The organism is Massilia agrisoli (assembly GCF_020831365.1).
Taxonomy (GTDB): Bacteria; Pseudomonadota; Gammaproteobacteria; order Burkholderiales; family Burkholderiaceae_D; genus Telluria_A; species Telluria_A agrisoli.
In genome coordinates this window covers 16,444-28,800 of sequence record NZ_JAJHPV010000002.1, presented here as the reverse complement: position 1 = coordinate 28,800, position 12,357 = coordinate 16,444, and the positions used below count along the sequence as shown (strand labels likewise).

General features: G+C 60.5%; 17 protein-coding genes. 1 reads left to right on the top strand and 16 read right to left on the bottom strand.

The genetic code is table 11. The annotated features are described in order from the left end of the window. Positions 1 to 55: 55 nt before the first annotated feature. On the bottom strand, positions 56 to 1,420 hold the full coding sequence (locus LMJ30_RS00230; protein WP_229430325.1) for an ATP-binding protein: 1,365 nt from the start codon (positions 1,418 to 1,420) through the stop codon (positions 56 to 58). After that, positions 1,417 to 2,145, bottom strand: coding sequence for a response regulator (locus tag LMJ30_RS00225; protein ID WP_229430324.1), 729 nt, complete (start codon positions 2,143 to 2,145; stop codon positions 1,417 to 1,419). The genes LMJ30_RS00230 and LMJ30_RS00225 overlap by 4 nt, the downstream gene beginning before the upstream one ends. Before the next feature lie 175 nt (positions 2,146 to 2,320). Between LMJ30_RS00225 and LMJ30_RS00220 the strand changes: the two genes are divergently transcribed. Beyond that, the gene (locus LMJ30_RS00220; RefSeq protein ID WP_229430323.1) at positions 2,321 to 2,842 is read left to right on the top strand and encodes a Spy/CpxP family protein refolding chaperone; all 522 of its coding nucleotides are present in this window, start codon (positions 2,321 to 2,323) and stop codon (positions 2,840 to 2,842) included. Between the two features lie 64 nt (positions 2,843 to 2,906). Here LMJ30_RS00220 and dsbD read toward each other — a convergent pair whose 3' ends face one another. The 14 genes from dsbD to rplF all read right to left on the bottom strand — a co-directional run bounded on the left by dsbD (position 2,907) and on the right by rplF (position 12,354). Then, complete coding sequence (dsbD, locus tag LMJ30_RS00215) at positions 2,907 to 4,703, bottom strand: protein-disulfide reductase DsbD (RefSeq protein WP_229430322.1); 1,797 nt, start codon at positions 4,701 to 4,703, stop codon at positions 2,907 to 2,909. 315 nt (positions 4,704 to 5,018) lie between these two features. Continuing rightward, positions 5,019 to 5,414, bottom strand: a complete 396-nt coding sequence (rplQ, locus tag LMJ30_RS00210; protein WP_229430533.1) for a 50S ribosomal protein L17 — start codon at positions 5,412 to 5,414, stop codon at positions 5,019 to 5,021. Between the two features lie 191 nt (positions 5,415 to 5,605). Beyond that, a complete protein-coding gene (locus LMJ30_RS00205) occupies positions 5,606 to 6,583 on the bottom strand; it encodes a DNA-directed RNA polymerase subunit alpha (RefSeq protein ID WP_131429186.1) in 978 nt (325 codons plus the stop codon). Between the two features lie 229 nt (positions 6,584 to 6,812). After that, on the bottom strand, positions 6,813 to 7,436 hold the full coding sequence (gene rpsD / locus LMJ30_RS00200) for a 30S ribosomal protein S4 (protein WP_229430321.1): 624 nt from the start codon (positions 7,434 to 7,436) through the stop codon (positions 6,813 to 6,815). 232 nt (positions 7,437 to 7,668) lie between these two features. Beyond that, the gene (gene rpsK / locus LMJ30_RS00195) at positions 7,669 to 8,073 is read right to left on the bottom strand and encodes a 30S ribosomal protein S11 (RefSeq protein ID WP_008444339.1); all 405 of its coding nucleotides are present in this window, start codon (positions 8,071 to 8,073) and stop codon (positions 7,669 to 7,671) included. Between the two features lie 14 nt (positions 8,074 to 8,087). Further along, positions 8,088 to 8,453 carry a 30S ribosomal protein S13 gene (rpsM, locus tag LMJ30_RS00190; RefSeq protein ID WP_131429184.1) on the bottom strand — a complete coding sequence of 122 codons (366 nt, stop codon included), beginning with the start codon at positions 8,451 to 8,453 and terminating at the stop codon, positions 8,088 to 8,090. A 28-nt stretch (positions 8,454 to 8,481) separates the two neighbouring features. Beyond that, a complete protein-coding gene (gene rpmJ, locus LMJ30_RS00185) occupies positions 8,482 to 8,595 on the bottom strand; it encodes a 50S ribosomal protein L36 (RefSeq protein ID WP_119811791.1) in 114 nt (37 codons plus the stop codon). Between the two features lie 45 nt (positions 8,596 to 8,640). Next, entirely contained in the window at positions 8,641 to 8,859 is a 219-nt protein-coding gene (infA, locus tag LMJ30_RS00180; RefSeq protein ID WP_005663428.1) for a translation initiation factor IF-1, read from the bottom strand. 36 nt (positions 8,860 to 8,895) lie between these two features. Then, positions 8,896 to 10,230, bottom strand: coding sequence for a preprotein translocase subunit SecY (gene secY, locus LMJ30_RS00175; protein WP_229430320.1), 1,335 nt, complete (start codon positions 10,228 to 10,230; stop codon positions 8,896 to 8,898). 32 nt (positions 10,231 to 10,262) lie between these two features. After that, a complete protein-coding gene (rplO, locus tag LMJ30_RS00170; RefSeq protein ID WP_229430319.1) occupies positions 10,263 to 10,694 on the bottom strand; it encodes a 50S ribosomal protein L15 in 432 nt (143 codons plus the stop codon). A gap of 31 nt (positions 10,695 to 10,725) precedes the next feature. Further along, complete coding sequence (rpmD, locus tag LMJ30_RS00165; RefSeq protein WP_206085891.1) at positions 10,726 to 10,905, bottom strand: 50S ribosomal protein L30; 180 nt, start codon at positions 10,903 to 10,905, stop codon at positions 10,726 to 10,728. A gap of 10 nt (positions 10,906 to 10,915) precedes the next feature. Further along, complete coding sequence (gene rpsE, locus LMJ30_RS00160) at positions 10,916 to 11,434, bottom strand: 30S ribosomal protein S5 (RefSeq protein ID WP_229430318.1); 519 nt, start codon at positions 11,432 to 11,434, stop codon at positions 10,916 to 10,918. A gap of 12 nt (positions 11,435 to 11,446) precedes the next feature. Beyond that, positions 11,447 to 11,809, bottom strand: coding sequence for a 50S ribosomal protein L18 (gene rplR / locus LMJ30_RS00155; RefSeq protein WP_229430317.1), 363 nt, complete (start codon positions 11,807 to 11,809; stop codon positions 11,447 to 11,449). Between the two features lie 11 nt (positions 11,810 to 11,820). Continuing rightward, on the bottom strand, positions 11,821 to 12,354 hold the full coding sequence (rplF, locus tag LMJ30_RS00150; RefSeq protein WP_229430316.1) for a 50S ribosomal protein L6: 534 nt from the start codon (positions 12,352 to 12,354) through the stop codon (positions 11,821 to 11,823). Positions 12,355 to 12,357 lie beyond the last annotated feature (3 nt).

Here is a 12,357-nt window from a genome sequence, read left to right as displayed (position 1 = left end):
GGCCGCTCGCGGCGGCTCTTGATCAATTTTCAAAATGGGTGGGGGCTACGGCAGGTCACTTTCCGCGGTAGGCCTCGGGCAGCACCAGCGTCACTTCCAGTCCGCCGTCGTAGTGGTTGGCGAGGGTGACGCTGCCGCCGTGCTGTTCTGCGATGTTGCGTGCGATCGGCAAGCCCAGCCCGGTGCCGCCGGACTCGCGCGAGCGCGAGCTTTCAACGCGGTAGAAAGGTTCAAACACGCGCGGCTGTTCGGCATGCGCGATGCCAGGGCCGCGGTCGCGGATGCGGATGCGCGCCGCGCCGGCGGTGCGCTCGACGGCCAGCTCGGCCTGGTGGCCGTACTTGACGGCGTTGTCGATCAGGTTGGCGAGGCAGCGGCGCAGCGCCAGCGGCCGGCCCATCACCGCCATGCTGGCGCGGCCGTTCAGGGTGACCTTCTGGCTGGCGTCGGTGGCGTCGGAGCAGACGCTGTCGAGCAGCGAGTCAAGGTCGAGCGCCTGCATTTCTTCGGTGTTGTCGGTGCTGCGCGCCAGGTCCAGCCCTTCGCGGACCATCTCCTGCATGGCCGACAGGTCGCCGATCAGGCGTTCCTGCAGTTCGTGGTCGCTGACTTTTTCGAGGCGCAGGCGCATGCGGGTGAGCGGCGTTTGCAGGTCATGCGTGATCGCCGCCAGCATCTGGGTGCGCTGCGCGATGTACTGGCGGATGCGCGCCTGCATCGCATTGAACGCGGCGCTGGCCTGGCGGATTTCGCTGGCGCCGGACAGCTCGAGCGGCGGGTGGTTGATGTCGTTGCCGAGGTCCTTGGCGGCCTGCGCCAGCTGCTTGAGCGGGCGCGTGGTCATGCGCGCGACGAGGTAGGCGAGGAAGGCGATACTGATCAGGAACAGCGCGATGATCAGGGTGTAGTCGGTGGCGCCGGCCAGCACGGAGCCCGGCGGCGGCAGGATCTGCAGGCGCAGCAGCTCGCCGTCGCGCAGGCGCACGTCGATGCTTTCGCAAGCGCCCTTCCATACCGCTTCGCGCGGGCCGAAGAGGCTCGACTGCGTGCGCGGAATGTCGCACTCCCTGGGCCGCAGCGCGATCGTCGAGAACTCGTAGCCCTTGCCCATGCGCTTGGACAGCGCTGCCGTGAAGGGGGAATCGACGGGTGCGACCGGCAGGTCGTGGGTGATCTCTTCAAGCCGGATGCCGGGGCGGTTGGCCACGCCAAGGTAGGCCATGCGCGCCGATGCGGGGACGATCTCGGCGGCGGTGATCAGCTGTTCGGCGCGGTCGAGCGCGTGGGTGGTGCGGAATTCTTCGATGACGCGCTGGCGTTCGTTCTCGGCCAGCAGCTGGGTGGTCACGGCCGAAACCACGATACCGAGCAGCAGCGTGAGGAACACCCTGCCTGTCATCGATCCGAAGAATGCCTTCACGCGGAGGGCTCCACGGTGACCTGGCCGGCCAGCACATAGCCGCCGTTGCGCACCGTCTTGATGATCTGCGGCAGGCGCGCGTCCTCGCCGAGCTTCTGGCGCAGGCGGCTGATCTGGATGTCGATCGAGCGGTCGAACGGGTCGGCGTCGCGGCCCTGGGTCAGGTTCAGCAATTGGTCGCGGTTGAGCACGCGGTTCGGGTGTTCAAGGAACACGCGCAGCAGGCGGAATTCGGCGCCCGACAGCATGATGACAAGGCCGTCGGGGTTGATCAGGTGGCGCGCGGTAAGGTCGAGCGTCCAGCCGGCAAAGCACATGCGCTGGGCGTTTTCGGACTGGGCGTTCGACGGCATCGCATGGCTGCGGCGCAGCACGCTGCGAATGCGCGCCAGCAGTTCGCGCGGCTCGAACGGTTTTGGAAGGTAATCGTCGGCGCCCATCTCGAGCCCGAGGATACGGTCGAGCGGCTCGCTGCGCGCGGTGAGCATGATGACCGGCAGCGTGGAGGTGGCGCGCAGCTTGCGGCACAGGGTCAGGCCATCATCGCCCGGCATGTTCAGGTCAAGCACGATCAGCTCGGGACGTGCTTCGTCAAGGGCCTTCCACATGCCCGTTCCGTCGGCGGCGACGAGCGCGCGGTAGCCGTTCGATTCGAGGTAATCGGCCAGCAGCGTGCGGATGTCGCGGTCGTCGTCGACGATCAAAATGGTGGTGGGAGTATCCATAATCGCAATTATCCTGACTTACGGCGAGCCTGCACAAGCTATTTGTATCGCCATGTATATTGACAGGGAGTCGAAACATATTGATACAAACTCTTCGGCAGCGGACATGCCGTCGTTACACCTGAGGATCAAGATGGGTCCCGTAGTCCAACAACTCCACCAAGGGAAAAACGACATGAACGCACTACGCAAAAATATCCTCATCGGCCTCACCGTCCTTGGCATGGGTAGCGCCGTGCTGCCGCTGCACGCTGCCGAAGATGGCCGCCAGGGCCATACGATGACGCAGGAACAGCGCGACGCGAAACGCGCGGAGCACCGCGCCAAGCGCGCCGAGCACTTCGCGAAGCGCCAGGCCAAGGTGCACGACGCACTGAAGCTGACCGCGGCGCAGGAACCGGCATGGGCGGCTTACCAGGCGGCGATCAAGCCGCAGCCGCGCACTGCCGCGCGAGGCGAGCGCGCCAACTGGAAGGCGATGCCGGCGCCGCAGCGCATGGAAAAGCGGATCGAGATGTCCAAGCAGCGCATTGCCCGCATGGAAGCGCGCCTGGCCGCCACGAAAACCTTGTACGCAGCGCTGTCGCCTGAACAGCAGAAGCTGTTCGACGAAAACAGCCGGCACGGCGGCCACCGCATGAAACATCGCGGCATGCACAAGGGTCATGGCGAGCACATGCACCCGAAGGCAAGCTGATCGCTTGTGTTGTGAGAAACAAAAGGAGCGCTTCGGCGCTCCTTTTTTCTATCGGTAGCGGGCGTCAGTTCAGGCGGCTTAGCGAAGTGAGGAACTTGTCCGGCGCCTGGTAGCCGATCACGCGGCTGTCGGCGATCTCCTGGCCCGTGTTGTCGAACAGGATGATAGCGGGCGGCCCGAACAGCGTGAAGCGCTTCAGCATCGCCCTGTCGGCCTCATCGTTCGCGGTGACGTCAACCTGCAGCAACAGCGTGTTATTGAGCTTGGCCTGGACCCGTTCGTCGACGAAGGTCAGCTTCTCCATCTCAATGCACGAGACGCACCAATCGGCGTAGAAATCGAGCATGACGGTCTTGCCATTGGCGTTGGCCAGCGCGGCATCGAGCTGTTCCACGGTCTTGATGCGGGTAAAAGTCAAACCATGCTTCGGAGCACCAACGCCAAGGTGGGCCAGCGGCGCCAGCGCATCGCGCCCGCCGGTCGCCACGCCAACCAGCTGGATGGCGCCAAGGATAGCGAAGGCCGCGCCCAGCGCCATCGCGGCGAAATGGCGATGCGCACGAAGCAGGTAGAAGCCGTAGCCGAGGAACAGCGCGGTCCAGCCGATCATCTGGGCGGCGGGCGGAATGACAGGCGACACCAGCCATAAGGCCATCGCCAGCATCAAGACGCCGAAGAACTTTTTGACAGCCTCCATCCAGCTACCGGCGCGCGGGAGCAGCGATCCGGCCGAGACGCCGACCAGCAGCAAGGGAATGCTCATGCCGACCGCCATCGCGAACAGCGCAGCGCCGCCGACCAGCACGTCGCGGGTCTGGCTGATGTACACCAGCGCGCCGGCGAGCGGTGCGGCCACGCACGGGCCAACGATCAGCGCCGAGATCGCACCCATGGCGAATACGCCGGCGAGCTTGCCGGACGACTGGCGGCCCGATGCGCCGGCGAGGCGGGTCTGCAGGCCGGCAGGCAGCTGCAGGTTATAGAAACCGAACATCGACAGCGCCATGACGACCATCAGCAAAGCGACCGCACCCAGCACCCACGGATTTTGCAGCGTGGCGGCAAGGCCCTCGCCGATCAGGCCAGCGGCGACGCCGAGCGCCGTGTAGACGATGGCCATGCCGAGCGAGTAAGCCACCGACAGGACAAAGCCGCGCGAGCGCTTCACCTGCGCGCCTTCGCCGACGATGATGGATGACAGGATGGGCACCATCGGCAACACGCACGGCGTGAACGCGAGGCCGAGGCCGAGCAGCAAAAAGGCGGGAAGTATCACCAGCAGCTTGCCGCCGCCGAGCACGGAGGCGATGCCGGACAGCTCGGACCCGGGCGCGTCGCCGGTTGCCGGGGTTGCTGGCCCTGCGGGCGAGACCGGATCGGCGGCGCCGGGTAAGCTCATGGCAGGGCCACTGCCGCCGCCGACCAGGCGGGCGGTGGCTTCCTGCGGCGAATAGCACAGTCCGGCGTCAGCGCAGCCCTGGCTGACTGCCTTCAGGGTAAACATCCCGTCGGCCTGGACCGGGATGGTGATCGTGACGACCTTGCGGTAGGTTTCCACGTCCTTCTGGAAGGTTTCGTCGTACTTCACTTTACCGGCCGGCAACTGCGGCGTCCCAAGCGTGGCGCCGGTGGCGGAAAACGCGAAGGGTTCGCGGTACATATAGTACTTGTCGGCGATTTCGTAGGTCACGGCGATGGTTTGCGGATCCGCCATGCGCGCTGAAAACTTGAAGGCGACATTCGGATCGAGGAACTCCTCCTCCGCGCGGGCGGTGGCGGCGGCGAACAGCAGCGAGAACGCCAGCAGCACCAGGGCGAAGGCCTGGACAGCGAACGGGCGCAGGGACGGCAAACGGGGCATGACTTCCTTTTATTCTGTAATTCGAAGCGCGCAAGGGCGCAGCAGAATAGTACACCGGAGGAATGGTTCTTTGCTTAGGAGGGCCTTATTACGCCCCGTCCAACTTCGGGGTCAGACCCCGATTTGGGAAATGTTCCCCTAACTTCGGGGTCAGACCCCGATTTGGGAAATGTTCCTCTGACTTCGGGGTCAGACCCCAATTTGGGAAATGTTCCAATAAGCTTGGGGTCTGACCCGGGACCTGACCCCAAAGTGGGAAATGTTGGGGCGAAAAAAAAGCCAGGCTGGGCCTGGCTTTCTCTTTTTACCGGCTGATTACTCAGCGGTTGGTGCTTCTTCAGCATCGCTAACTTCTGGACGGTCCAGCAGTTCGACGTATGCCATCGGTGCATTGTCGCCAACGCGGAAACCCATTTTCAGGATACGCAGGTAGCCGCCGTTGCGGTTTGCGTAGCGTGGGCCCAGTTCGTTGAACAGCTTCAGAACCATTTCGCGGTCGCGCAGGCGGGAGAATGCCAGACGCTTGTTCGCCAGGGTGTCGGTCTTGCCCAGGGTCAGGATTGGCTCGATAACGCGGCGCAGTTCCTTGGCCTTTGGTACGGTGGTTTTGATGGCTTCATGACGCAGCAGGGATACGGTCATGTTGCGCAGCATTGCCAGGCGGTGGGACGAAGTACGATTCAGCTTGCGAAGGCCGTGACGGTGACGCATGGTAGTTCCTTTCGGTTGTTTAAATTCCAGCTCTTCGATCGTCAAAGACGCGGGCCGGTTAAATATGGAAAATCAAAAAAGTCCGGAACGTATCCCGGTTTTACTGCGGTCTTACTATCCAAAAAGGATCTGGTTTCGCCAGTCCTTTTTGGCTATTCCCACACGAAAGTAGGGGTCCACTTTCGTGTGATTTATTTCTCCAGCCCTGCAGGCGGCCAGTTTTCCAGCTTCATGCCAAGGGTCAGGCCGCGCGATGCCAGCACTTCCTTGATCTCGTTCAGGGACTTGCGGCCCAGGTTCGGCGTCTTGAGCAGTTCGTTTTCCGAACGCTGGATCAGGTCGCCGATGTAGTAAATGTTTTCTGCTTTCAGGCAGTTGGCCGAACGGACGGTCAGTTCCAGGTCGTCGACCGGACGCAGCAGGATCGGATCGACCAGCGGTGCGCGCGATGGCGCTTCGGCAGCAGCTTCGGTACCTTCCAGCGCAGCGAACACGTTGAGCTGGTCAACGAGTACACGGGCCGACTGGCGGATCGCTTCTTCCGGCGTGATGACGCCGTTGGTTTCGATGTTGATGATCAGCTTGTCGAGGTCGGTACGCTGTTCGACACGCGCCGATTCGACTGCGTACGATACGCGGCGTACTGGCGAGAACGATGCGTCCAGGATGATGCGGCCGATGGTCTTGTTGGTGTCTTCCGACAGGCGGCGCACGTTACCAGGAACGTAGCCACGGCCCTTCTCGACCTTGATCTGCATGTCCAGCTTGCCACCAGCGGTCAGGTGGGCAATCACGTGGTCCGGGTTGATCAGTTCGACGTCATGCGGCAGGTCGATGTCCGATGCCAGGATCGCGCCTTCGCCTTCCTTCTTCAGGGTCAGGGTGACGGAATCGCGGTTGTGCACTTTGAACACAACGCCCTTCAGGTTCAGCAGCAGGTCGACAACGTCTTCCTGTACGCCGTCCAGCGACGAGTATTCATGGACTACACCAGCGATGGTCACTTCGGTTGGCGCGTAGCCGATCATCGACGACAGCAGGACGCGGCGCAGTGCGTTGCCCAGGGTGTGGCCGTAGCCACGCTCGAACGGCTCCATCACGACTTTGGCGTGACCGGCACCGAGTGCTTCGACATCGATAATACGTGGCTTCAACAAACTGTTTTGCATGAAATGTCCTTTTCAATACCCTCGGCTCATTACACCGATAAGGCTGATGGCATTAGTGAAAAAGCCCACTCGTATGAGCAGGCCGGAAATCTGGAATTCTTCGTCGTTCCCGCGTACGCGGGAACCCCTACTGAGGTAGATATGCTGCATTCGCGTACCCTGCCACTTCAGTATGGATCCCCGCTTTCGCGGGAACGACTTAGCCGCGGGATGACCGCGGCTAAGTCGATTAACGCGAGTACAGTTCGACGATCAGTGCTTCGTTGACGTCGTTGGCGATTTCGTTACGCTCTGGGAACGAACGGAAGGTGCCTTCCATCTTCTTGCTGTCAACCGATACCCAGCTTGGCATGCCGCCCTGTTCAGCCAGCGACAGCGCTTCAACGATACGAACCTGCTTCTTGGCCTTTTCGCGCACAGCGATGACGTCGCCGGTCTTGACCGCGTACGACGCGATGTTGACAACGTTACCGTTCACGGTGAATGCCTTGTGGCTGACCAGCTGGCGCGCTTCGGCGCGGGTCGAGCCAAAGCCCATGCGGTATGCAACGTTGTCGAGACGCGATTCCAGCAGCTTCAGCAGGGTCTCGCCGGTGTTGCCCTTGCGGCGGTTCGCTTCTGCGAAGTAGCGGCGGAACTGGCGCTCGAGGATGCCGTACATGCGCTTGACCTTCTGCTTTTCACGCAGCTGGTTGCCGTAGTCCGAGGTGCGGGCACCCGACTTGACACCGTGCTGGCCTGGCTTGACGTCCAGCTTGCACTTCGAATCGAGGGAGCGGCGTGCGCTCTTGAGGAACAGGTCCGTGCCTTCGCGGCGGGACAGTTTTGCTTTTGGTCCGATATAACGTGCCACAATACTTCCTTTTCTAATAATGACGCCCCGACGCACTTGCGTGCGACAGGCGCTAGTCCGATTCCCAATCGGGTCGGACGTGGCTTAAACCCGCGTGCATACGCACGGCAGGCGACAATAGCCGGGCAGTATATCCTATTCGGACACTGCACCGGCGATCTTTTTCAACGAACAGCCGTATTGCGCGGCCTTCAAACAACATGCTGGCGAGGTTGCCCTCGCCGGCCGTCATTTAGATACGACGACGCTTCGGTGGACGGCAGCCGTTGTGCGGCACTGGCGTCACGTCCTGGATCTCGGTGATCTTGATACCCAGGTTGTTCAAAGCGCGAACCGCGGATTCGCGACCTGGGCCTGGGCCCTTGATACGCACTTCCAGGTTCTTCACGCCGCACTCGACAGCGACCTTGCCTGCTGCTTCGGCCGCAACCTGCGCTGCGAACGGGGTCGATTTACGCGAACCCTTGAAGCCAGCACCGCCGGACGTCGCCCACGACAGGGCATTGCCCTGGCGATCGGTGATCGTGATGATGGTGTTGTTGAACGAAGCGTGCACGTGTGCAATACCTTCGGCGACGTTCTTTTTAACTTTTTTGCGTACGCGCGCTGCTGCGGCGCTGCTTTGTTGCTTAGCCATGGTCGTTTCCTAGATTATTTCTTGAGCGATTGTGCGGCCTTGCGCGGACCCTTGCGAGTACGAGCATTGGTGCGGGTACGCTGACCGCGCACTGGCAGGCCCTTGCGGTGACGCATGCCGCGGTAGCAACCCAGGTCCATCAAACGCTTGATGTTCATGGAGAGCTCACGGCGCAGATCGCCTTCAACTACGAACGTGCCAACTGCATCACGCAGCTTTTCCAGTTCGGAGTCGTCCAGGTCCTTGACCTTCTTGTTGGTCGGTACACCGGTCTCGGCGCAGATTTTCTGCGAGCGAGGACGGCCGATGCCGTAGATGGCGGTGAGGCCGATTACGGTGTGCTGATGGTTTGGGATGTTAACCCCTGCAATACGTGCCATTCGTTATTCCTCAATAAATAACGTTAAATTAACCTTGACGCTGCTTGTGACGCGGCTCTACGCAGATTACGCGTACCACGCCTTTGCGCTTGATCACTTTGCAGTTGCGGCAGATCCGCTTGACTGATGCGAGAACTTTCATTTTTGCACTCTCTTTTTTCGGATTGGTTCAGTTACTTAAATTGTTTTACTTGGTCCGGAACACGATCCGGGCCCGGGACAAGTCGTACGGGGTCAGTTCCACCGTTACCTTGTCGCCGGGGAGAATGCGGATATAGTTCATCCGCATTTTACCGGAGATGTGTCCGAGCACCACGTGCCCGTTTTCCAGCTTCACTCGAAACGTTGCATTCGGGAGATTCTCAAGAATCTCGCCCTGCATTTGGATGACGTCGTCTTTTGCCATTCGGTCTGTGCACTCCTGGTTCGCGTAACCTTGCGGTTAGCGCGTCGGGATTCCGCCCTTGAAATTTGCCTTGCGCAGCAGCGATTCATATTGCTGCGACATGACGTAGTTCTGTACTTGCGCCATGAAGTCCATGGTGACAACCACAATAATCAACAGGGAAGTACCGCCAAAGTAGAATGGCACTTTCCATTGGGCTTGCATAAATTCCGGCAACAAGCAGACTGCCGTAATGTAGACGGCACCAGCCAGGGTCAGGCGCATCAGGATCTTGTCGATGTAGCGTGCGGTCTGGTCACCAGGACGAATCCCCGGGACAAACGCGCCGCTCTTCTTCAAGTTGTCTGCTGTTTCCTTGCTGTTGAATACCAGCGCGGTATAGAAGAAACAGAAGAACACGATGGCCACCGCATACAGCAACGCATGGATCGGTTCGCCAGGCGACAGCGATGCCGCCAGATCCTTCAGGAAGCCGATCACAGGCGAGCTCGAATCCTTGCCGCGCGTGAACCAGTCCACGATCGTCGCCGGGAACAGGATGATCGACGATGCAAAGATCGGCGGGATCACGCCTGCCATGTTCAGCTTCAGAGGCAGGTGGCTGGTTTGGCCGCCGTACACTTTGTTGCCGACCTGGCGCTTCGCATAGTTGACCAGGATCTTGCGCTGGCCACGTTCAACGAACACGACGAGATAAGTAACCGCTGCTACCAGGATCACGATGAAGATCGCTGCCAGGCTGCTGATCGAACCGCTCGAGACCAGGGAGAACAAGCCACCCAGTGCCGACGGCAGACCGGCTGCAATACCGGCAAAGATGATGATCGAGATACCGTTGCCCAGGCCGCGCTCGGTGATCTGCTCACCAAGCCACATCAGGAACATGGTACCCGTCAACAGGGTAACCACGGTCACGAAGCGGAATGCCATGCCAGGATCGATGACCAGTCCGGCCTGCGACTCAAGCGCGACGGCAATGCCGAAGGCCTGGAACAGCGCCAGCGCTACCGTGAAGTAGCGGGTGTACTGGGTGATCTTGCGGCGTCCTGCTTCGCCCTCTTTCTTCAGTGCTTCCAGCTGGGGCGACACGATGGACGCCAGCTGCATGATGATCGAGGCCGAAATGTACGGCATGATGCCGAGTGCAAATACCGTGAAACGTTCCAGCGCGCCACCCGAGAACATGTTGAACATGCCCAGGATGCCGCCTTCGTTCTGCTTGAACAGCGACGCCAGTTGTACCGGATCGATGCCCGGTACAGGGACGTGGGCACCGATGCGATATACGACCAATGCGCCAAGCAAAAACCAGAGCCGGCCCCAAGGGAAACCGGACGCTGCACTTTTACCGAGTTGTGAATTAGTCGCCACTTTATGCTCCGATCAAGCTGTTAGGCCGCAACTTAAGCTACCGAGCCGCCGGCTGCTTCGATTGCCGCTTTGGCGCCTGCAGTTGCTTTCAGGCCTTTGAGGTTCACCGCTTTGGTGACTTCGCCGGACAGAATCACGCGCACATCGCGCGCCAGCACTGGCAGGATGCCTGCTTGCTTCAGAACCAGAATGTCGACGTCGCCAACAGGCAGGTTGTTCAGGTCGGACAGGCGCACTTCAGCTTTGAAGGTTGCGTTGAGCGACTTGAAGCCACGCTTAGGCAGACGGCGCTGCAGAGGCATCTGACCGCCTTCGAAGCCGACCTTGTGGAAACCGCCCGAACGCGACTTCTGACCCTTGTGGCCACGACCGGAGGTCTTGCCCAGGCCGGAGCCGATACCGCGGCCGACGCGGCGCTTGTAGTGCTTGGCGCCGTCAGCTGGTTGAATCGTATTCAATTCCATTGTTTTCTCCGTTCTCGTCAGCGCAATGCGCTTAAGAGACAACTTTCACGAGGTAGGACACTTTGTTGATCATGCCGCGCACGGATGGGGTGTCCTGCAACTCGGAAACCGAGTTAACACGACGCAGGCCCAGGCCGCGTACGGTGGCACGGTGGTCTTGCTTCGTGCCGATCAAGCCCTTGACCAATTGTACTTTGATGGTGTTTGCCATTGTCTTCACCTTAGCCCAGGATGTCTTCGACCGACTTGCCACGCTTGGCGGCGATGTCGGAAGCAGTGCTCATCTTCGACAGGCCATCCAGCGTCGCGCGGACGAGGTTGTAAGGATTCGACGAACCGGTGGACTTCGCGACCACGTCGGTTACGCCCATCACTTCGAAGATAGCGCGCATTGCACCGCCGGCGATCACGCCAGTACCTGGCTTGGCTGGCGACATCATGACTTTCGACGCGCCGTGGCGGCCGGTCACGGTGTGGTGCAGGGTGCCGTTCTTGAGAGGTACCTTGATCAGGTTGCGGCGGGCTTCTTCCATTGCCTTCTGCACACCAACCGGTACTTCCTTCGACTTGCCCTTGCCCATGCCGATGCGGCCATCGCCGTCACCAACTACGGTCAGCGCGGCGAAGCCCATGATACGACCACCCTTGACCACTTTGGTCACGCGGTTGATCGCGATCATTTTTTCGCGCATGCCATCATCCGGCTTGTCGCTTTGCATTTTTGCTTGCATTTTTGCCATGACGATTCTTCCTTAGAACTTCAGACCGGCTTCACGCGCGGCTTCCGCCAGCGCCTTGACACGGCCGTGGTAACGGAAACCCGAGCGATCGAACGCAACTTCGGTGATTCCTGCTTTCAGTGCCTTCTCTGCAACGCGCTTGCCAACCAGGGCGGCAGCGGCGGCATTGCCACCCTTGCCGGTCTGGCCTGCCAGCTCGGCGCGCACTTCTGCTTCGAGGGTCGAAGCGGAAACGAGCACTTTTGCGTCCGGCGAGATCAGGTTCGCATAGATGTGCAGGTTGGTGCGGTGTACCGACAGGCGGTTCACGCCAAGCTGCGCGATCTTGATGCGGGTCTGGCGTCCACGACGCAGACGTGATTCTTTCTTGTCCATGGTCAGCCCTATTATTTCTTCTTGGTTTCTTTAAGCTTAACCACTTCGTCCACATAGCGGACGCCCTTGCCTTTGTAAGGCTCAGGGGAGCGGTAAGCACGCACTTCAGCGGCAACCTGGCCAACCTTTTGACGATCGATACCCTTGATGATGATTTCGGTCGGGGTTGGGGTCGTTGCGGTGACGCCTTCCGGCATCGCGTGAGCGACTGGATGCGAGAAACCGAGCGACAGGTTCAGCTTGTCACCAGCAGCCTGGGCTTTGTAGCCCACGCCGACCAGCGACAGCTTCTTCTCGAAGCCCTTGGTCACGCCGGTCACCATATTGTTGACCAGGGCACGCAGGGTGCCGGACATCGCATTCGATTCACGGCTGTCATCGACGACGTCGAACGACAGGGTGCCATTGTTGTTTTCTACTTTTACCAGGCCATTCAGGCTCTGGGTCAGGGTGCCCAGCGGGCCCTTGACCGTGATCGCTGCTGCAGTGATCGCCACTTCGGCGCCAGCTGGGACAGCGATTGGCATCTTAGCTACTCGAGACATCGT